16 protein-coding genes are annotated in these 19,608 nt (G+C 72.6%); 8 read left to right on the top strand and 8 right to left on the bottom strand.

Annotated features, from left to right (window positions below):
- Positions 1-392 precede the first annotated feature (392 nt).
- Positions 393-1,400, top strand: a complete 1,008-nt coding sequence (locus KM933_RS34805) for a phosphotransferase family protein (RefSeq protein ID WP_221360194.1) — start codon at positions 393-395, stop codon at positions 1,398-1,400.
- A 121-nt stretch (positions 1,401-1,521) separates the two neighbouring features.
- Here KM933_RS34805 and KM933_RS34800 read toward each other — a convergent pair whose 3' ends face one another.
- A complete protein-coding gene (locus KM933_RS34800) occupies positions 1,522-2,514 on the bottom strand; it encodes a LacI family DNA-binding transcriptional regulator (RefSeq protein ID WP_221360192.1) in 993 nt (330 codons plus the stop codon).
- Positions 2,515-2,842: 328 nt separating this feature from the next.
- On the opposite strand from KM933_RS34800, the gene KM933_RS34795 reads away from it, so the two are divergent.
- From KM933_RS34795 to KM933_RS34785, 3 genes are all read left to right on the top strand, one after another.
- A complete protein-coding gene (locus KM933_RS34795; RefSeq protein WP_221360183.1) occupies positions 2,843-4,561 on the top strand; it encodes a discoidin domain-containing protein in 1,719 nt (572 codons plus the stop codon).
- A 112-nt stretch (positions 4,562-4,673) separates the two neighbouring features.
- Positions 4,674-6,047, top strand: a complete 1,374-nt coding sequence (locus KM933_RS34790; protein ID WP_221360174.1) for a DUF1996 domain-containing protein — start codon at positions 4,674-4,676, stop codon at positions 6,045-6,047.
- Positions 6,023-6,595: a DUF305 domain-containing protein gene (locus KM933_RS34785; protein ID WP_221360172.1), complete on the top strand. Its 573-nt coding sequence runs from the start codon at positions 6,023-6,025 to the stop codon at positions 6,593-6,595. Before KM933_RS34790 ends, KM933_RS34785 begins: the two co-directional genes overlap by 25 nt.
- A 143-nt stretch (positions 6,596-6,738) precedes the next feature.
- Here the strand turns inward: KM933_RS34785 and KM933_RS39975 are convergent, their stop codons facing one another.
- Positions 6,739-7,122, bottom strand: coding sequence for an NUDIX domain-containing protein (locus tag KM933_RS39975; protein WP_260334621.1), 384 nt, complete (start codon positions 7,120-7,122; stop codon positions 6,739-6,741).
- Positions 7,123-7,442: 320 nt separating this feature from the next.
- On the opposite strand from KM933_RS39975, the gene KM933_RS34775 reads away from it, so the two are divergent.
- On the top strand, positions 7,443-8,480 hold the full coding sequence (locus KM933_RS34775; RefSeq protein ID WP_221360168.1) for a 3-dehydroquinate synthase family protein: 1,038 nt from the start codon (positions 7,443-7,445) through the stop codon (positions 8,478-8,480).
- 1 nt (position 8,481) lies between these two features.
- Here the strand turns inward: KM933_RS34775 and KM933_RS34770 are convergent, their stop codons facing one another.
- Positions 8,482-9,342, bottom strand: coding sequence for an ROK family protein (locus tag KM933_RS34770; RefSeq protein WP_430727408.1), 861 nt, complete (start codon positions 9,340-9,342; stop codon positions 8,482-8,484).
- Between the two features lie 47 nt (positions 9,343-9,389).
- Positions 9,390-9,824 carry a type II 3-dehydroquinate dehydratase gene (locus tag KM933_RS34765; protein ID WP_221360166.1) on the bottom strand — a complete coding sequence of 145 codons (435 nt, stop codon included), beginning with the start codon at positions 9,822-9,824 and terminating at the stop codon, positions 9,390-9,392.
- A gap of 205 nt (positions 9,825-10,029) precedes the next feature.
- Between KM933_RS34765 and KM933_RS34760 the strand changes: the two genes are divergently transcribed.
- From KM933_RS34760 to KM933_RS34750, 3 genes are read left to right on the top strand one after another with little or no spacing between them, the layout of a single operon-like run.
- On the top strand, positions 10,030-11,196 hold the full coding sequence (locus KM933_RS34760) for a DegT/DnrJ/EryC1/StrS family aminotransferase (RefSeq protein WP_221360164.1): 1,167 nt from the start codon (positions 10,030-10,032) through the stop codon (positions 11,194-11,196).
- A complete protein-coding gene (locus tag KM933_RS34755) occupies positions 11,193-12,356 on the top strand; it encodes a Gfo/Idh/MocA family protein (RefSeq protein WP_221360162.1) in 1,164 nt (387 codons plus the stop codon). The genes KM933_RS34760 and KM933_RS34755 overlap by 4 nt, the downstream gene beginning before the upstream one ends.
- A 42-nt stretch (positions 12,357-12,398) precedes the next feature.
- On the top strand, positions 12,399-13,115 hold the full coding sequence (locus tag KM933_RS34750; protein ID WP_221360160.1) for an HAD-IA family hydrolase: 717 nt from the start codon (positions 12,399-12,401) through the stop codon (positions 13,113-13,115).
- Positions 13,116-13,201: 86 nt separating this feature from the next.
- Here KM933_RS34750 and KM933_RS34745 read toward each other — a convergent pair whose 3' ends face one another.
- From KM933_RS34745 to KM933_RS34730, 4 genes are all read right to left on the bottom strand, one after another.
- Positions 13,202-14,386 (bottom strand): cytochrome P450, encoded by a 1,185-nt coding sequence (locus tag KM933_RS34745; protein ID WP_221360158.1) that lies wholly within the window; start codon positions 14,384-14,386, stop codon positions 13,202-13,204.
- 63 nt (positions 14,387-14,449) lie between these two features.
- The gene (locus tag KM933_RS34740; RefSeq protein ID WP_221360156.1) at positions 14,450-15,685 is read right to left on the bottom strand and encodes an LLM class flavin-dependent oxidoreductase; all 1,236 of its coding nucleotides are present in this window, start codon (positions 15,683-15,685) and stop codon (positions 14,450-14,452) included.
- Positions 15,686-15,768: 83 nt separating this feature from the next.
- Entirely contained in the window at positions 15,769-16,527 is a 759-nt protein-coding gene (locus tag KM933_RS34735) for an arylamine N-acetyltransferase family protein (RefSeq protein ID WP_221360154.1), read from the bottom strand.
- Between the two features lie 60 nt (positions 16,528-16,587).
- Positions 16,588-19,344 carry a type I polyketide synthase gene (locus tag KM933_RS34730; protein WP_260334620.1) on the bottom strand — a complete coding sequence of 919 codons (2,757 nt, stop codon included), beginning with the start codon at positions 19,342-19,344 and terminating at the stop codon, positions 16,588-16,590.
- Positions 19,345-19,608: the final 264 nt, after the last annotated feature.

Below are 19,608 nucleotides of genomic sequence, written 5' to 3'. Positions count from 1 at the left end.
TACTACTCGTTCTACACGAGGAGAGAGGGCGCATGGCGGACGCTCTCACCCACGGCGATGCGACCGCGCCGGAGTTCGCGGCGGGCGCACCGGACGGCGACTTGCCGTCGTGCGGGTGAATCACCCCTGCCCCGGTTCTCGCGGAGCGGGGGAGACCTCCGCCACACGGTCTTGCCGCTGGGCGGGACCGGGGTCACTCGCGAGGCGCTGGACCACATCCTTGAGCCGGGCGTCCCTGGACCAGGTCGCCGAGGGCTACCGGGCCATGGACGAACGCCGCGCCGTCAAGACGCTCCTCAAGCCCTGACAGACCGGCGGACAGGGGTGGTGGGAGGGACGCCGGCCCTGGAAACCCCGTTGCCCTCCGAGGGCCGGGCCGGGACCATTCGGCCATGGGGAGACGAGCGAGCGCGGCGACCACCGGAGTACCCGCGGCGACCACCGGAGTACCCGCGGCCGCGGGCGTACGCCTGGACTGGTGGGCTGTTCCCGACGGCGTGAGAAGCCAGGTCGAGGCATCCCTGGGATCCCCCGTGGAGAACGCCGTCACCCAGGCGGGCGGCTTCTCGCCGGGCGTTGCCGCTCGTATGCGCCTCGTCGACGGCCGGCGGGTCTTCGTGAAGGCGGCGGGACCTGAACCCAATCCGGACACTCCCGGCCTGCACCGGACGGAGGCCAGGGTCACGGCAGCCCTGCCGGCCGCTGTTCCCGTGCCGTCGCTGCTCATGGCCTTGGAGTTCGAAGGCTGGGTCGTCCTGGTCCTCGAAGACGTGGACGGCGCGGCGCCGGTTCAGCCGTGGCGGCCGGACGAGCTCCGGCGTGTCCTCGCGGCCACCGCCGAACTGTCCGCGCTGCTCGATCCTTCGCCGATCGAGGCGCCGACGGTCGCCGACCGTTTCGGCGAGAAGTTCCACAGCTGGCGCCGGCTCGCCGCTGCTTCCGCGTCGGGGGCGGACGGGCCGGCCTGGCTCGACCCCTGGGCGCGACGCAATCTCGACCGTCTTGCCGACCGAGAAGCCTCCTGGATCGCCGCCGCGACCGGCAGTGCTCTGAACCATGGCGATCTGCGTGCGGACAACGTCCTGCTGACCGATGACCGCGTCATGATCGTCGACTGGCCGTGGGCCGCGGTCGGTGCTCCCTGGTTCGACGTCGTGGCGATGGGCCCGAGTGTGATCACGCAGAGCACCCCGGATGTCATGGGCCTTCTCGACGAGCACCTCTGCGCCCGCGGCGCCGACACCGAAGACGTGACCACCGTACTCGTCGCTGTGGCCGGCTACCTCCTTCACCAGTCCGTCCAGACTCCGCCGCCGGGACTGCCGACGGTGCGGGGCTTCCAGCGCGCCCAGGGGGAAGCCGCCCTGGACTGGGCGCGTGAGCGGACACGGTGGCGTTAGCGGACCCGCCTCGCACCGCCCAGGCCCGAACCGTCCGGCTGCCACGGACGCGGGCACCCTCCGTGCCGTGCCTCGTGCGCGCGGCACCACAGGGGCTGTCGCCGCCGTGCGGCCCGCGCGCTCAGGTCGATTCGCGCACCACGAGTTCGTTCGGCATGATCACCGGGTCCGTGGGGCCGCCGTCTATCAGGTTGAGGAGCAGGTGGACGGCCGCGGTCGCCTGGTCCGCCATCGGGCTGCGTACCGAGGTGAGCGCGGGGTTGGTGTAGGACGCGGCCTCGATGTCGTCGAAGCCGATCACCGCCACGTCCTCCGGAACGCGCCGGCCCGTCTTCTGGAGGGTGCGCAGGGCTCCGATCGCCATCAGGTCGTTGGACGCGAACACCGCGTCGAGGCCGGGATCGTCCTCCAGGAGCTGACGCATGGCTTCGGCGCCGGAGACCCTCGTGAAGTCGCCCAGTGCCACGATCGAGCGACGGCCGGTGTCCCGCAGCGTCTGCCGGTAGCCGTCGAGGCGCTCACGCGCCTCGTGGAGTTCGAGCGGTCCGGTGATGGCGGCGATCCGGCGCCGGCCGCGCTCCAGCAGGTGACGTACGGCCAGTGCCGCTCCGCCGGCGTTGTCCAGCGCCACGTACGGGACGTCCTGTGCGGAGGTGCGGTTGAAGGACACCACGGGCAGACCCTGCCGGGCGAGCGCGGCCGGCAGCGAGTCCGTACCGTGCAGGGCGACCAGGAGCACGCCGTCCACGTGCCCGCCGGCGATGTACTGCACCACCCTGGTCCGGCTCTCGTCCGATTCCGCGAGCATGAGCACGAGCCTCTTGCCCGCCTTCTCCAGCTCTCTGCTGACGGCGCGCACCACGGCGGAGAAGAGGGGGTCGTCGGAGACGACTCCCTGCGGCGGGTCGGAGACCACCACGGCGAGGGTGTCGGTGCGGCGGGTGACGAGGTTGCGGGCCGCCCCGTTGGGCACGTAACCCAGTTCGTGCACCGCGCGCATGACGACGTCCCGGATCTCCGGGGCGACCGTCGTCTCGCCGTTGATGACGCGGGAGACGCTCGATTTGGACACGCCCGCCCGGGCGGCGACCACTTCCAGAGTGGGGCGTTTCATACCCGTCCGTCCCCTGTGCCGCCGCCCGGGTCCGTGCGCGGGGCGGGTTTTCTCATCAGGGCGACCTCCGGCTCAGCGTCATGACGTTGCAAGCAGCGTATCCGCAGGCCGGGGCGTCATGAGCATGTCGAAGAGCCTTCCGCCCTCTGCGCCGCCCTCGGGCCGGCGGCCCGCCACGAGTGGCCTCAGGGACCGCTCCCTCCAGAAGTCGAACGCGTTACGCCCCTGTTTTTTCAAGGTGAAACAACTCTTGACAGCTCTCACGTGCCCCTCCATTCTCCCCTTCAGGGAGCGCTCCCTCACCTCACCCCCACTTGAGGAGTCACCCATGCAAGCCCCGCTGCGTCGCTTCGCCTTATTTCTGACACTCGCGGCCTCACTGCTCACTTTCATCGCTCTCCCCGCACCTCCCGCACAGGCTGCGGAAGTCCTGCTCTCACAGGGAAAGACCGCCACCGCCTCAAGTACTGAAGGGGACTTCAGCGCGCGGAGCGCCGTCGACGGAGACCCCGGGACCCGGTGGTCCAGCGCCTTCGCCGATCCGCAGTGGATCCGGATCGACCTCGGGACGAGTGCCGGGATCAGCCGGGTCGTCCTCGACTGGGAAGCCGCGTACGGCACGGCGTTCAGGATCGAGGTGTCGAGCGACGCGCAGAGCTGGACCACCGTCCACCAGACGGCCACGGGCACCGGCGGCACCCAGAACCTGACCGTCTCCGGCACCGGCCGCTACGTGCGCATGTACGGCACGCAACGCGCCACCGCCTACGGCTACTCGCTGTGGGAGTTCCAGGTGTACGGCACCGCCGGCGGTTCCGGCGGCGACCCCGGCGGACTGCTCTCCTACGGCAGGCCGGGCGCGGCCTCCTCCTCCCAGAGCGACGGGAACTGCTGGGAGTGCACACCGGCCAGGGCCTTCGACCGGGATCCGGCCTCCCGCTGGGCCACCAGCCCCACCACCGGCTGGACCGACCCGGGCTGGATCTCCGTCGACCTCGGCGCGACGGCACAGATCGACAAGGTCGTCCTGCAATGGGACCCCGCCTACGCCAAGTCCTTCCAGATCCAGGTCTCGCCGAACGGCACCGACTGGACGCCGATCTACTCGACGACGTCCGGCACGGGCTTCAAGCAGACGCTCGCCGTCTCCGGCTCCGGCCGCTACGTGCGCATGTACGGCACGGAACGTGCCACCCCCTACGGCTACTCGCTGTGGGAGTTCCAGGTGTACGGCACCGGTGGGGCCCCGATCACACCGCCGCCCCTGCCGAGCGACCCCGCGAACCCGCCGCGGCTGGTGTGGAGCGACGAGTTCGACGGCGCCGCGGGCGGCAGGCCCGACGCCTCGAAGTGGCGGGCCGACCCGGGCACCGGGCCGAACAACGAGCTGGAGTACTACACCGATCACCGCAACGCCTCGCTGGACGGGTCGGGACACCTGGTGATGGAGGCCCGCAAGGAGGTCACCGCCGGATCGTCGTGCCCGCGCGACCCGCTGAGTGGCAGCACCACCTGCCAGTACACCTCGGCGCGGATGAACACCGGCGCGACGTTCCAGTTCACCTACGGGCGTGTCGAAGCACGCATCAAGGTGCCCAAGGGCAACGGTCTGTGGCCCGCGTTCTGGATGATGGGCGCCGACTTCCTGACGGGCCGGCCGTGGCCGTACAACGGTGAGATCGACATCGTGGAGGTCCTCGGCAAGGACGTGAAGACCGCGTACTCGACCGTCCACGCGCCGGCCTACAACGGCGCAGGCGGAATCGGTTCGCCGTACACCCTGCCCGGGAACGCCGACTTCTCCGACGACTTCCACACCTGGGCCGCCGACTGGAACAGCAAGGGCATCACCTACAGCCTGGACGGCCGGACCGTCTTCTCCCTCGACAAGGAGCAGGTGGAGCGGACACGCGGGCCGTGGATCTTCGACCACCCGCACTACATGATCCTCAACCTCGCGGTCGGCGGTGACTGGCCGGGTCCGACGGACGCGAGCACCCCCTTCCCGTCCAGGATGCTCGTCGACTTCGTACGGGTCTACCAGTAGCCCCCGGCTCCCGGGCCGCGCCGCCCCCGTCCCCTCGGGGCGGAGCGGTCCTCCGGCAGGAAGCAGTCCCTTCGCCCCGTCCCCGCACCCCCGACGTCCGTGAGGAATTGAGATGCGCAGATATCGCGTCCCCCTGTACACACTCCTGGTGAACGCCCTGGTGGTCGTGGTGGCCGCCGCCCTGAGCCTGACCGCCTCGACCCAGCGGGCGCAGGCCGCGACGGTCACCGTCCAGGCCGAGTCCTACGCGGCCCAGTCGGGCGTCGCGCTGGAGGCGACCGCGGACACGGGAGGCGGGCAGAACGCCGCGTTCCTCGCCGACGGCGACTGGATGCGGTTCGACGGCGTCGACCTCGGTACGGCCGGCCGGCTGACGGTGTCGGCCCGGATCGCCTCCGCCGTCGGCTCGGGCACGGTGGAGCTGCGTACCGGCAGCCTCACCGGACCGCTGCTCGCGGTCGTCCCGGTCTCCCCGACCGGCGGCTGGCAGAACTGGGCGACCCGGGAGACCGAGGTCTCCAGCCACCCCACCGGCTCGCAGACGGTGTTCGCCGTACTGCGCGGCACGGGTACGGGGTCCGGTGACTTCGTCAACATCAACTGGTTCTCCTTCGTCGGCGAGGGCGGCGCGGCGCCCGGCTGGGTCCCCGTCGACCAGGCCGAGTGGAACGCCCAGTTGAGTCAGTTCCGTGCGATGACACCGGCCGCGGTGCCCGGCGGTGTGGTCCGGGTTCCGGAGTTCAACGCCACCTGCACCTACAGTCACTCCAAGCCGGACGACCCCATCGTCCTGCCGGGCTTGCCCGGGGCGTCCCACATGCACAGCTTCTTCGGCAACAGGAGCACCGACGCGTTCTCCACGACCCGGTCGCTGCTCACCAACAAGCCGACCAGTTGCACCCCTGCCGAAGACCTCTCGGCGTACTGGATACCCACCCTCTACGAGGGCGACAAGGCCGTCGAAGCCGAGGGAATGATCGTCTACTACGGTTCCCGGCTCCCCGACCCGTCGGCGACCGTGCCCTTCCCGGAGGGATTCCGCATGATCGCGGGCGACGCCAAGGCACAGACGCCCACCCCGGCGGGATCGACGGGCCAGTACTGGTGCTCCGGCGAGGGCGGTGAGACCGGCCGCAGCGCCGACGGCAACTGGCCGGTCTGCGCCCCGAAGGCGCACCTCACCCACCAGCTCGTCTTCCCCGACTGCTGGGACGGCAAGAACCTCGACAGCCCCGACCACAAGTCACACGTGGCGTTCACCTACGACGGCAGGTGCAGCGGCGCCTACCCCGTCGCCATCCCCAACCTCTCCTTCGTCGTCAGCTACCCGACCAGCGGCAGCAGCGCGGGCTTCCGGCTGGCCTCGGGCATGGCGTCGTCCATCCACGGCGACTTCTTCAACGCCTGGGACAACGCCGCTCTCGGACACCGTGTGAAGGACTGCATCACCCAGAAGGCCAAGTGCAACTCCGCCGGCACGTTCTGACCCTGTGGTCGGTGTGCGCCGCGGCCGCGGCACTGCTGGTCGCCGGCTGCACCGCGCAGCCGGCGGCCGGCGGTACGTCGCCGACAACCGCCGAGTCGCGCACATCGGCCTTCAACGCGACCGACACCGCCTGGATCCTGCTGATGATCCCCATGGCCGAGCGGGCCCGGCAGCTGACCGACCTCGCGCCCTCCCGATCGGCGGACCCGGCCGTGGCCACGCTGGCGGCGGAGACCGGCGCGACACTGCGCGAGGACCTGCGCCGGCTGCGCGCCGCGCTGAAACTGTCAGGCGTACCGGACACGCACCCCCATGAGGGACACGACATGCCCGGCATGGTCGGTCTGGAGACCCTCGACAGGGCGGCCGCCACGGAGGGCCGGCCGTTCGACCGGATCCTCACCGACGCGCTGCGCGCCCATTTCACCCGGTCCCGGCTGCTCTGCGCCGGCGAGCAGAACCAGGGCAGTGCCGTCGAGGCGACAGCACTGGCCGCCGCCCTCGCGAAGAGCGCGGCCCAGCAGATTTCCGGGCTGGACACGCTGTGAGCGATGTGATGTGAGCGACGTGATGTGAGCGGTGTGATGTGTCCCGGTGTTGCGGCGGTCGCCCGGACGAAGCCGGCCGTCGCCCGTACCGCGGTGGCCGTGGCCGCCCGGTGGTGGACCGCGGCGCTGGACGCCGGCGGGTCTCAGCGCGGTGCCTCGCGCCGGGTGAGCCGTGCGAGGTACACGTCGATGGCGGACACGCGACCGGGCAGGGACGCGGTCAGGTCCCACCACCGTACGGCCGTGATCTCGTCGTCGCCCCCGGCGGCCCGGCGCCACGAGGCGCAGCCGGTGAACAGGGCGCCGTACTCGGCCCGCCGCTCGGGTCCCAGCAGGAAACCGGCGTGGCCGACGAACCGCAAGGGGCCGTCAGGGACCTGCCCGCTCTCCTCGGCGAGTTCGCGGACAGCCGCCCGGCGGGGACTCTCACCCGGCTCCACCAGGCCACCGGGCAGTTCCCACTGCTCCCGGAACCGGTCGTGGACCATGACGACCGCGCCGCCGTGCCACAGGGCGGTGAGAGCCATCGGCACGGGAGCCCCGCCGGGAGGCCCGTCCCCGGAACCCGGCACGAACGAGACCAACAGGTTTCCCCGGTCGTCAGCGGCGAGAGGTCCGGACGAAGGAATCGGCATGAGGAAGCCTGCCCCGAACCCGGCCCGCGCAACGCGGGCACGCGTACGGGGCGTAGCGGGCACGCGTACGGGGCGTATCCGTGCGCTGTCCGGCCGGGCCGGACACCCGCCGGGCGGAAGGCGGTTGACCGTCGTGCGCCTCCGGGTAGGCATGGGGCCGGGACCGGCGCCGGTGGGCGGCCGGGCAGCGTACGAGGAAGGACGGACAGCACATGACGGCGTCGGCCCAGCCGCACACCCGTGTCATGGTCGAACTCGGCGAGCGCTCCTACCCCGTCGACATCGGGCCGGGCGTCCGGCACTCGTTGGCCGCCATCCTCGCCGGGCTCGGTGCGCGGCGGGTGGCGATGGTGTCCGCGCGGCCGGAGGAGTGGCTGCCGGACCCGGGGGTGCCGTCGGTGGTGCTGCGGGCCCGGGACGGCGAGGCGGACAAGACACTGGCGACCGTGGAGGAACTGGGCCGTGCCTTCGTGCGGTTCGGGCTGACCCGCTCCGACGCGGTCGTCTCCTGCGGCGGTGGCACCACCACCGACGTCGTGGGACTGGCCGCCGCGCTGTACCACCGGGGGGTGCCCGTGGTGCACCTGCCGACGACACTGCTCGCCCAGGTGGACGCCAGCGTGGGCGGCAAGACGGCGGTCAACCTCCCCGAGGGCAAGAACCTGCTGGGCGCCTACTGGCAGCCGGCCGCCGTGCTGTGCGACACCGACCACCTGCGCACGCTGCCCGAGCGGGAGATGCTCAACGGGTACGGGGAGATAGCCCGCTGTCACTTCATCGGCGCCGGCGACCTGCGCGGGCTGCCGCTGCCGGAGCAGATCGCGGCGAGCGTGGCCCTCAAGGCGTCGGTGGTGGCCGCCGACGAACGGGACTCGGGACGCCGGCACATCCTCAACTACGGCCACACGCTGGGACACGCCCTGGAGATCGTGACCGGCTTCACGCTGAAGCACGGCGAGGGGGTGGCGGTCGGCACGGTGTTCGCGGGCCGTCTCGCGCTGGCCCTCGGCCGGATCGACGCGGCACGGGCGGCCGAACACCTCGATGTGGTGCGGAGCTACGGCCTGCCGACCGCGCTGCCGGCCGGGGTCGACGCGCGCCGCCTGATCGAGGTGATGCGGCTGGACAAGAAGGCGACGCACGGGCTGACCTTCGTCCTGGACGGCCCGGACGGCCCCGGGCTGGTGTCCGGGGTACCCGAGGAGACCGTCGCCTCGACACTGGCCGGGATGGACCGGACACCTGGCTGAACTACCCGGCCGGCAGGCCCCGGGCCAGCAGCACCGCGCCGTGCAGGGAGGACAGCCCGCCCAGCAGCGCGGGACGCACCGGGGGCAGCGGGTGCCCGGGGCGTCGGAGGTCCGCGGTCCGCTCGGCCACCATCGGCACGAGGTCCGGCACGGCCGCGGCGAAGCCGCCGCCGATGAGGACCAGCGCGGGGTGCGTCAGTTCGCAGACGCCGACCACGGCCGCGGCGAGCGCGGCGCAGCTCTTCCGCAACGCGGCCACGGCCCACGGCTCGCCGTCGGACACGGCCTGCCGGAAAGCGGTGAACGACACCTCCGCCCCCCGGAGCCGGGCCGCGCGGCGCAGCGTCGCCGGGCCCGAGGCCGCCGCCTGCACACAGCCGCGCCGTCCGCAGTCGCACAGCGGTCCGTCGCGGTCGACGACGAGGTGGCCGACCTCGCAGGAACCACGCCCCACGCCGGGAACGGGACGCCCGGCCAGCACGAGACCGCCACCGACACCGGTGCCGACGCCGAGGTAGAGGAGGTCCGCGCAGCCGGCCGCGTCCGCCTCGGCGAGGGCGGCCAGGTCACCGTCGTCGGCGCACGCCACCTCGGCGGCACCGAAGAGCGCGGACAGGGCGGCGCCCAGGCCGAACCCGGCCCAGGTGGGGCGGCCCGGCCAGACGGTGACCGTGCCGGCGGTGTCGAGCGTGGCGGGCAGGGCGACCCCGACGCCGCGCAGTTCCTGCGGGCGTCCCGCGCACAACTCCCCGACGTGCCGGGCCAGCAGGCCGAGATCGTCGTCGGGGCGGGAGGTCCGGCCGGCCCACCGGAAGGACGACTCCTTCACACCACCGTCGTCGTGCTCGACGCGCAGCGCCACCTTCGTGCCGCCGATGTCGACGCCCAGCCGGCCGGCGGCCCCGGCGGTCAGGCCGGCACCTTTTCGAGCAGGGCGCGGGCGGCGAGCCGGTACCCCAGCGCGCCGAGCCCGAAGATGACGCCGGACGCCAGCGGCCCGGTCACCGACTCGTGGCGGAACTGCTCCCGGGCCCACACATTCGACAGGTGCACTTCCATCCACGGCCGCGGATAGTTCGCCAGCGCGTCACGGAGACCCCAGCCGGCCATCATCAGGGCGGCCGGATTGATGATGGCGCCGACAGTGTCGTAGTTCCCCTGAATGGTGCGGATGATCTCCGCCTCACCGTCGAACTGATAGGAATCCACTTTCCAGCCGCGCTCCGCGACTTCTTCCCCGACCCAGCGTTCGATGTCCTGCAGGGTATCGGTTCCGTATATCTCGGGCTGACGGGTCCCGAGTATTCCGAGATTCGGTCCGTTCACCAACAACAGCCTGCTCACAGTGCACCTCACCCGGTTCGTCACGGACTTCCATCTATAGCACGGGCCTCACGGCGCACACCCCGCCGAATGCCCCTCGAATCCCCGGCAGCCTTTTTGAGGGGCTTCTAGGGGGGTGTTGAGGGGGAATGACGTGACTGTCGTCGGCGGGTTAGCGTGTTAAAGCGGTCGCCTCTGCATATCGCGTCGAGGGAAGTGGGGAAACATGAGCAAAGGTGTGCGTCTGGAATCCGAGCTGCCCGGCTGGCCGCAGTACGACGACGCGGAACGCGAGGGACTGATACGGGCGCTGGAACAGGGCCAGTGGTGGCGGATCGGCGGCGGCGAGGTGGACGCCTTCGAGGCCGAGTTCGCCGCCGCCCACGGCAGCCCGCACGCCCTGGCGGTCACCAACGGCACACACGCGCTGGAACTCGCCCTCGAAGTGCTCGGCGTCGGCGCCGGCTCCGAGGTCATCGTCCCGGCGTTCACCTTCATCTCCTCCTCGCAGGCCGCGCAGCGGCTGGGCGCGGTGGCCGTGCCGGTCGACGTCGACCCGGGTACGTACTGCGTCGACCCGGCGGCGGTCGAGGCCGCGATCGGACCGCGGACCGCGGCCATCATGCCGGTGCACATGGCGGGCCAGATGTGCGACATGGACGCGCTGGGCAAGCTGTCCGCCGACTCGGGCGTACCACTGGTCCAGGACGCGGCCCACGCGCAGGGCGCGCGGTGGCGCGGCCAGCGGGTCGGGGAGCTGGGCTCGGTCGCGGCGTTCAGCTTCCAGAACGGCAAGCTGATGACCGCCGGTGAGGGCGGCGCGGTGCTCTTTCCCGACGCGGAAGGGTACGAGAAGGGCTTCGTGCGGCACAGTTGCGGCCGTCCGCGCACCGACCGCGGCTACTTCCACCGTACGTCCGGTTCCAACTTCCGCCTCAACGAGTTCTCCGCGTCGGTGCTGCGCGCCCAGCTCGCCCGGCTCGACGCACAGATCGACACACGCGAGGCACGCTGGCCGGTGCTGAGCCGGCTGCTGGCCGAGATCCCCGGCGTCGTCCCGCAGGCCCTCGACGAGCGCGGTGACCGCAATCCGCACTACATGGCGATGTTCCGGGTGCCGGGCATCACCGAGGAGCGGCGCGCACAGGTCGTCGACACCCTCATCGAGCGGGGGCTGCCCGCGTTCGTCGGGTTCCGCGCGGTCTACCGTACCGACGCCTTCTGGGAGGTCGCCGCGCCGGAGCTGACCGTGGAGGAACTGGCCCGCCGCTGCCCGAACTCCGAGGCCCTCACCGGGGACTCCGTGTGGCTGCACCACCGTACGCTGCTGGGCGGCGAGGAGCAGATGCACGAGATCGCCGCCGTCGTCGCCGACGTGCTCGCGGGCGCATGAGCGCCCCGTCCCCGGCCCTGCCGCCCGTCCGCACCGCCGTGATCGGCCTGGGCTGGGCCGCCCGCTCGATCTGGCTGCCCCGGCTGCTCCGCAGCCCCGCCTTCACCGTGACCGCCGCCGTCGACCCCGACGAGCGTGGCCGGGCCGCCGTCGCCGGCCCCCAGGGGGCGGACGCGACCGGGCTGTCGGTGCTGGCGGCCGTCGCCGACCTCGACCCCGCCGAGGTGGACCTCGCGGTCGTCGCGGTCCCCAACCACCTGCACTGCGCCGTCGCCTGCGAACTGCTCACCAAGGGCATCCCGGTGTTCCTGGAGAAGCCGGTCTGCCTGACCTCCGAGGAGGCGGAACGACTGGCCGCCGCCGAACGCGCGGGCGGGGCGGTACTGCTGGCCGGCAGCGCGGCCCGCTACCGCGCCGACGTACGCGGCCTGTACCGGGTCGCCGAACGCCTGGGCGAGGTCCGGCACGTCGAACTGGCCTGGGTACGGGCGCGCGGGGTGCCCGACCGGGGCGGCTGGTTCACCCAGCGGTCGCTCGCGGGCGGCGGGGCGCTGGTCGACCTCGGCTGGCACCTCCTCGACATCGCCGTACCGCTGCTGGGCACCGCCGCCTTCCGGCACGCCATCGGCACCGTCTCCGCCGACTTCATCACCCAGGCGTCCTCCCGGGCCGCCTGGCGCGACGACGACAACGATGCCGAAGGCGACGACAACGATGCCGGGAGCGGCGGCGACGCGGCCGGGGGCGGCGGCACCGACGTCGAGGACACCGCGCGCGGCTTCCTCGTCACCGACGACGGCCGCTCCGTCGTCCTGCACGCGGGCTGGGCCTCGCACGAGGCGGTGGACACCACCCGCGTCACCGTCGACGGCAGCGCGGGCAGCGCGACCCTGCGCTGCACCTTCGGTTTCAGTCCCAACCGCCTCGGGCGGTCCGCGCTGACCCGCACCGCCGACGGCACCACACGCGAACTCGCCGTGCCCACGGAGCGCGTCGGCGCCGAGTACGACCGGCAGCTCGCCCTGCTGCCCGACCTGTTGCACGACCCGGCCGCACGGGGCCGGGCGATCGACGAGGCGCGCCGCACCATCGGCGCCATCGAGCGGGTCTACACCTCGGCCCGCACCGTCCAGGAGGTCCGGGAGTCCGCCCCGGTGTGACCGCACCGGTGCGCGCCGTGACCACGTTCCACGGGAGTCCCGATGATCAGCCAGCCCGTTCCTTCCGTTCCTTCCGTTCCCTCCGGCCCTTCCGGCCCTTCCGGCCCCTCCCCTTCCGACATCACCTCGGTGGTCTTCGACCTCGACGGCGTCCTCGTCAACAGCTTCGCGGTGATGCGCGAGGCGTTCACCCTCGCCCACGCGGAGGTCGTCGGCCCGGGCGAGCCGCCGTTCGAGGAGTACAACCGGCACCTGGGCCGCTACTTCCCCGACATCATGCGCATCATGGGGCTGCCGCTGGAGATGGAGGAACCCTTCGTCCGCGAGAGCTACCGGCTCGCCCACCTGGTGGAGGTGTTCGACGGCGTGCCGGAGCTGCTGGCGGAGCTGCGCCGCCGGGGGGTACGGCTGGCCGTGGCCACCGGCAAGAGCGGCCCGCGGGCCCGTTCGCTGCTGGACACGATCGGCATCCGCGACCGGTTCGACGCCGTCCTCGGCTCGGACGAGGTGGCGCGGGCCAAGCCGGCGCCCGACATCGTGCTCAAGGCGATGGACCTGCTGGGCGCCGACCCCGGGCGGACGGTGATGGTCGGCGACGCCGTCACCGACCTCGCCAGCGCCCGCGGCGCGGGTGTCACCGCGGTGGCCGCGCTGTGGGGCGAGACGGACGAGGCGACGCTGCTCGCCGCGGACCCCGATGTCGTCCTGCGTCACCCGGCGGAACTCCTGGCACTGTGCCCGGCGGTGACGGTGTCCTGACACCCGGGGCGTCCGGCACCCCGGACACGTCGGCGGCGGTGCGGAGGAAGGCCGGGACCGGCCTCCCTCCGCACCGCCGCCTGTGCTCACCGGGGGGAGAACTCCACCGGCAGGGACGTCAGGGAGCGGATGAACGGGTTGGGCTTGGCACCGATCTCGGCGGCCGGTACGGCCAGTCGCAGGTCGGGGAAGCGCCGGAACAGGCTCTCCAGCGCGGTCTGCGCCTCCACGCGGGCCAGCGGCGCGCCGATGCAGTAGTGCACGCCCTGACCGAACTGGAGGTGCATCACACTGCCCCGCGTGAGGTCCAGCCGCTCTCCGTCGGTGACGTGCGCGGGGTCGCAGTGGGCGGCGTCCATGTCCAGCAGCACCTGCTCACCCGCGGCTATCGTGACGCCGCCGATCTCGACGTCCTCGTTGGCGAAGCGCACGACGAGCACGCCGGGCCCGGCGTGCCGCAGCAGCTCGTCCAGGTTCCGTCCGGCCAGCCCGGGGTCCGCGCGCAGCAGGTCGAGCTGGTCCGGCCGGGTCAGCAGCGAGAAGACGGCGTTGCTGATGAAGCTGCCGGTCAGTTCGTAGCCGGCGATCAGCATCATGCGGGCGGTGGAGACCACCTCGCGGTGGCTGAGCCGGTCGTCCTCGTGCGCCGACATCAACGCGCTGATCAGGTCGTCCCTGGGGTCCTGGCGCCGCTCCTCGGCCAGGTTCTCCGTGTACGACCACAGTTTCGCGGAGGCGTCCGCGGAGCGGGCGGCGGACTCCGGGTCGAAGGGCGGCAGCAGCATCAGGTCGGCCCACCGGTGGAACTCGGTGCGGTCGGCGATGGGCACGCCCAGCAGCTCGCAGATCACCTGCATGGGCAGCGGGACGGCCAGTGCGGAGACCAGGTCCGCCCGGCCGTCGGCGGCGACTGCGTCCAGCAGACCGTCGGTGATCTCCTGCACGCGCGGCCGCAGGGCCTCCACCCGGCGCGCGGTGAACGCCGTCCCCAGCAGCCGGCGCAGCCGGGTGTGCTCCGGCGGATCGGTGCCCATCAGCGTGTCCTCGAACAGCCCGCTCACCGGGGTCGTCTGCCCCTGTGAGGCGGCGTAGGCGGCGGCCGGGCTCATCCTGGGGTGCGCGAGGCACTCGCGCACCTCGTCGAACCGGGACACGAGCCACGCGGCGGTGCCGTGCATCTCGATCCGCCGCGGCGGGCCGTTCCTGCGCGGTTCCTCGGCGGCGCTCTGCGGGTCGAGGACGCGCATCTCTTCTTCGGGCGTCTGAGTCATGGCGTTACGCGATCTCCTCATGAGTGGGCGGGTCGGTGAGCGCGGGTGGTCGGTGAGCGCGGGTCAGGGGGCCGGGTTGGGGCTGCGGGCGGGGATGACATAGGCGGGATCGGCTGTGCGGGGCGGTTCACGCCGGGCCAGGGCGGCGTCGAGGGCGGGCCGGAGCCGGGCGGCCTTCGCCTGTTCGGCCCGCTCGTGCCGCTCCTTGAACTCGGGCATCACTTCGCGGGCGAACAGCTCCAGCGACTCGCAGACGTGCTCGTGCCGGGTCCCGCCGCCCTGCACCAGGAAGATCGCCTGGTCGAGGCCGGCCTCCTCGTGCTGCCGCAGGAACCGCCGGATCTGCTCCGGGGTGCCCACCGCGCCGCGCGCCGGGTTGCCCAGCGGCATACCGGGCTTGCCGAAGGCGGCACGGCCCATGCCGTAGCGGTCGCGGTCGCGCTGGAACGTCTCCCACAGCCGGGTCCGGCCGGGGGCGGCGGCGCCGAAGCCGGCGTAGAAACCGAGTCCGAAGTTGAAGAACTGGACGCCGTCGGCGCCGCGTTCCACGGCTGTCGTCTCGTCCTGGTGGCAGAACATCGGGATGGTCGCGGCGATCTGCGCGTTGACCGCGAACCCGGCGGGCACGCAGTCCGCGGACTCGATGCCCTCGTAATAGGCGTCGACCCACTTCCTGGTCTCGGCCGGTCCGAAGAAGGAGAAGTTGAGCGCGCCGAGCCCCTTGGCGGCGGCGAGCCTGATGGCATCCCGGTTGCCGCAGGCCATCCACATCGGCGGGTGCGGCTTCTGCCGGGTCTTGGGCAGCACGTTGCGGACCGGCGCCGAGACGTACTTGCCCTCGTACCCGGCGAACGGCTCCTCCACGAACATGCGGGCCACGGCGTCCACCGCCTCCGCCCACTGGTCCCGCTTGACGGCACGCTCCACACCGAACCCCTCCAGCTCGGTGGGGGTGGTGGACTCGCCGGTGCCGAAGTCCACGCGTCCCCCGGACAGCAGGTCCAGCGTGGCGATCCGCTCGGCGATCCGCGCGGTCGGGTTGAAACCCGGCGGCATCAGGGCGACGGCGTGCCCGATCCGGATACGGCTGGTGCGCTGGCTGACCGCGCCGAGGAACACCTCCGGCCCGGACATGTGCGAGTACTCCTCCAGGAAGTGGTGTTCGGGACACCACACATGGTCGAAGCCCAGCCGGTCGGCCAGTTCTATCTCCGCCAGCATGTCGTGGAAGAGCCGGTATTCGGAGTCCTCGGTCCAGGGACGGGGCAGCTGGGCACCGTACAACAGGCCGAACTTCATGGGCGCATCACTTTCCTCTGCCGGCGGTCGGCCGGGAACGGGGACGGAGGCGGGGCGGGGCGGGGGCGACGGCACCGGACGGGTTAGTCGCGGCCTTCCCAGTAGGTGGCGATCACCTCGGCACGCTGTGCGGGGTCGACGAGGACGGAGACCTTCTCGTGGCCGTCCTCGACGGTCGTGAACATGTTGCTGGTGAGGAACACCTGTCCCCGCTCGGTGGCACGCCGGCGCCGGCGCATCGAGGCGAGGATGGCCGGTCCGTTGCCGCCGCCGACGCCCTCCCAGGCGTCGTAGGTCCGGGGCGCGGTGGTGAAACGGTAGGTGGTGCGCCAGTCGTGTCCCAGCGTCTTGGCCTGGAGCACGAGGAACCCGTCCCGTCGCACCAGCCGGAACGCGCAGCCGTACTGCCACTGCGGCTCGTCCTCCACCAGACGCAGCGGCTCGGTGAAGCAGAGCCCGGCGTGTCCGACGTCGGCCAGCCACTCCTCGCCGTCGATCCGGACGAGCATCAGCATGTGCTCCGGGTCGGGTGCGAAGGTGTCACCGGGCAGGTAGGTGCCGCCGCTGAGCACGTCCAGGTCGTAGCCCAGTTCGCGCAGGAGCCGGGCGAACAGGGTGTTCAGCTCCAGGCACATGCCGCCGGCGCCGGTCGGCACGATGGCCTCGAATGCCTTGTCGACGTCGATGTCCGCCATGTTCACCGCGCTGAGCCGGTGCGTGTGCGCGGTGTCGTAGGGGACGGACGTGAGGTGACTGCGGTGCAGCCGCCGCAGGTTCACCAGGGTGGGTGCGGGTGGCCGGTCGAATCCCAGCCGCGCCAGGTAGGCGTCGGTGCTGAACATGTGAGTCCCTTTCTCGTTTTCTCTTCTCGTTCTCTCGTTCTCTCGTTCGTGTCGCGCTCGCTATGAGTTCGTGTCCGTGTCCGTGTCTGCGTTCGCGTCCGTGTCCGTGTCCGTGTCCGGAACGCTCAGTTCGGCCCGCAACTGCCGGGCCAGCATCCGTAGAGTCGGGTGGTCGAAGACGAAGCTGGGCGGCAGCCGCAGCGCCGTGTGCCGGGCCAGGCGGTCGCGGAGTTCCACCGCCATCAGGGAGTCCAGGCCGATCTCGGTGAACACCACGTCCGGGTCGAGGGCCGTGGACGCCGTGGGCGCCGTGTGCCCGAGGACCTGCCCGGCCTCCCGTAGCACCAGGCCGAGCAGTACGCCCTCCTGCTCCTCCGCGTCCAGACCGGCCAGCCGCGCGGACACCGGCTCCTCCCCGGCGGCGACCGCCGGCGCCCGTCGTGCCGGGGGCACCAGGGTCCGCATCGGCGGGGCGACGGGTCCGGCGGCGGCCTGGGCGCGCAGGGCGGCGAGGTCCAGTTTCATCGGCACGACCACGGGCAGGCCGGTGCGCAGCGCGGCGTCGAAGAGCTGCATGCCCTCGGCGGGTGCCAGTGCGGCGACGCCGCCCCGTGTCGTCCGGGTCGTCCGGTGCCGCTCGGTGGTCGCGAGCCGCCCGGCCATACCGGTACCGGCGGCCTGTTCCCACATCCCCCACGCCAGCGACACGGCGGGCAGGCCCGCGGCGCGGCGCCGGTGTGAGAGCGCGTCGAGGTAGGCGTTGGCGGCGGCGTAGTTGCCCTGCCCCGGGTTGCCCAGGACACCGGCGGCGGAGGAGAACAGGACGAACGCGGCGAGTGCGGAGTCCCGGGTCAGCTCGTCCAGGTGACGCGCGCCGTCGGCCTTGGCCCGCAGTACCGTGTCGAGCCGCTCCGGCGTCAGGGCGGTCAGCACCCCGTCGTCCAGCACACCCGCCGCGTGCACCACGGCGGTCAGCGGTGCGTCGGCGGGCACCTCGCCCAGCAGCGCCGCCACGGCGTCCCGATCCGCGACATCGCACGCCGCGATACGTACCCGGGCTCCCGCCGCCGTCAGCTCCGCCGCGAGTCCGGCGGCACCGGGGGCCTTCTCCCCGCGCCGTCCGGCCAGCACCAGACTCCGCACCCCGTGCACCGCCACCAGGTGCCGGGCCACGACCGCGCCGAGGGCACCGGTGCCGCCGGTGACGAGGACGGTGCCGTCGCCCAGGCCGGTGCCGTCGCCCGGACCGGCGTCCGGCACGTCACCCGCCGCCGCTCGGACGAGCCGCCGGGCGAACCACTGACCGTCACGCAGGGCCAACTGCGGCTCGTCGGCGGCAGGGAGCCGAGCGAGCACTCCGGTGCTCCGGTCGGTACCCGTGCCCGTGCCGGTCCCCGTGTCGGCGTCGGTCTCCGTGTCGGCGTCGAGGAGGAGGACACGCCCCGGGTTCTCCGCCTGAGCGGAGGCCATCAGGCCCCACACCGCAGCCGTTGCCGGGTCGGCCGGATCGCCCTCCCGGACAGCGACGGCGCCCCGCGTCACCACGACCAGCCGGCTGGACAGCAGCGACGGCTCGGCCAGCCACGCCCGCGCCACCCGCAACGCCCGTCCGGTCACCTCCCGCACATCGGCGGTCTCCCGCGCATCGGCGGTCTCCCGCGCATCGGCTGCCGCACCGCGGAGGTCCAGCAGCAGTGTGTCCGGTGTCTCGGGCGCGGCGGACAGCCGGTGCACGTCGCCGGCGTCGGCCACCGGCACCGGACGGAGGGCCCGGGACCCGCCCCGTGCCGGCACCTCCTCCCAGGCGACGCGGAACATCCGGTCCGCCGTGGCCGCCGTCCCGGCGAGCTGCCCGGGGTCGACCGGCCGGGACACCACCGACCCGAGCGACGCGATCGGGGCACCGGCACCGTCGGCCAGTTCGAGCGTCATGGTGTGCGTACCGCTCAGGGCCACCCGGACCCGCAACGCCGTGGCACCGGACGCGTGCAGCGTCACATCACGGTAGGCGAAGGGCAGTACCAGCTGCGGCTCGGACTCGTCACGCTCGTGGAAGGCCAGGGTGTGCATGGCGGCGTCGAGGAGCGCGGGGTGCAGCCCGAACGCCGCCGCCAGGTCACGGTGCTCGTCCGCGAGGGCCACTTCCGCGTACACGGCGCCGTCACCGCGCCAGGCCGCCCGCAGCCCCTGGAACACGGGCCCGTACCGGTACCCGGCCTGCTCCAGGCCGTCGTACAGCCCTTCGACGTCCGCCGGGTCCACGGCCACCGCGCCGGCCGGCGGCCAGACCGTCGGGCCTGCCGTCGACGCGGCCGCGGCCGCGGCCGCGACCGCGTCGTCCGCAGGACGCAGCGTGCCGGAGGCGTGCCGCGTCCACGGCGTTCCCAGCCCGGCGTCCTCGGCACGGGAGTGGACGCGCACGGCGCGCCGGCCGGTACCGTCGTCAGCCGCGACGCTGACACGCACCTGCGCGGCGGCGCCCTCCGCGAGAACCATGGGAGCCTCCATCACCAGCTCCTCGACGGCACCGCAGCCGACCTCGTCCCCGGCGCGCAACGCCAGTTCCACGAAGGCCGCACCGGGCAGCAGTACCACCCCGGCCGCGACGTGGTCGGCCAGCCACGGATGCGTGGCGAGCGACAGGCGCGAGGTGAACAACACCTCACCCGACTCCGGTACTTCGACCACCGCGCCCAGCAGCGGATGCCCGAGGCCGTCCACCCCGGCGGCCGACACATCATCGGCGGCACCGGGGCCGTCCTCGCCGGTCAGCCAGTAGTGCGCGCGCTGGAAGGCGTAGGTCGGCAGCTCGGGCATGAGCGGGGGACGGGCCGTGGTGCCGTGGAGGNCTGGAAGGCGTAGGTCGGCAGCTCGGGCATGAGCGGGGGACGGGCCGTGGTGCCGTGGAGGACGCCGAGGTCGACGGGGACGCCGGCGGTGTGGAGTTGGGCCAGGGCGGAGGTGAGGGCGCGGGGTTCGTCGCTGTCGCGGCGCAGTGCGGACACGAAGGTGGTGTCGGTGTCAGTGCCGGGGTCGAGGTTTTCGCGGGTCATGGCGGTGAGGGTGGCGTCGGGGCCGAGT

The sequence above is a fragment of the Streptomyces beigongshangae genome, assembly GCF_019710745.1.
Classification (GTDB): Bacteria; Actinomycetota; Actinomycetes; order Streptomycetales; family Streptomycetaceae; genus Streptomyces; species Streptomyces beigongshangae.
This window is presented reverse-complemented; position numbering and strand designations above follow the sequence as displayed.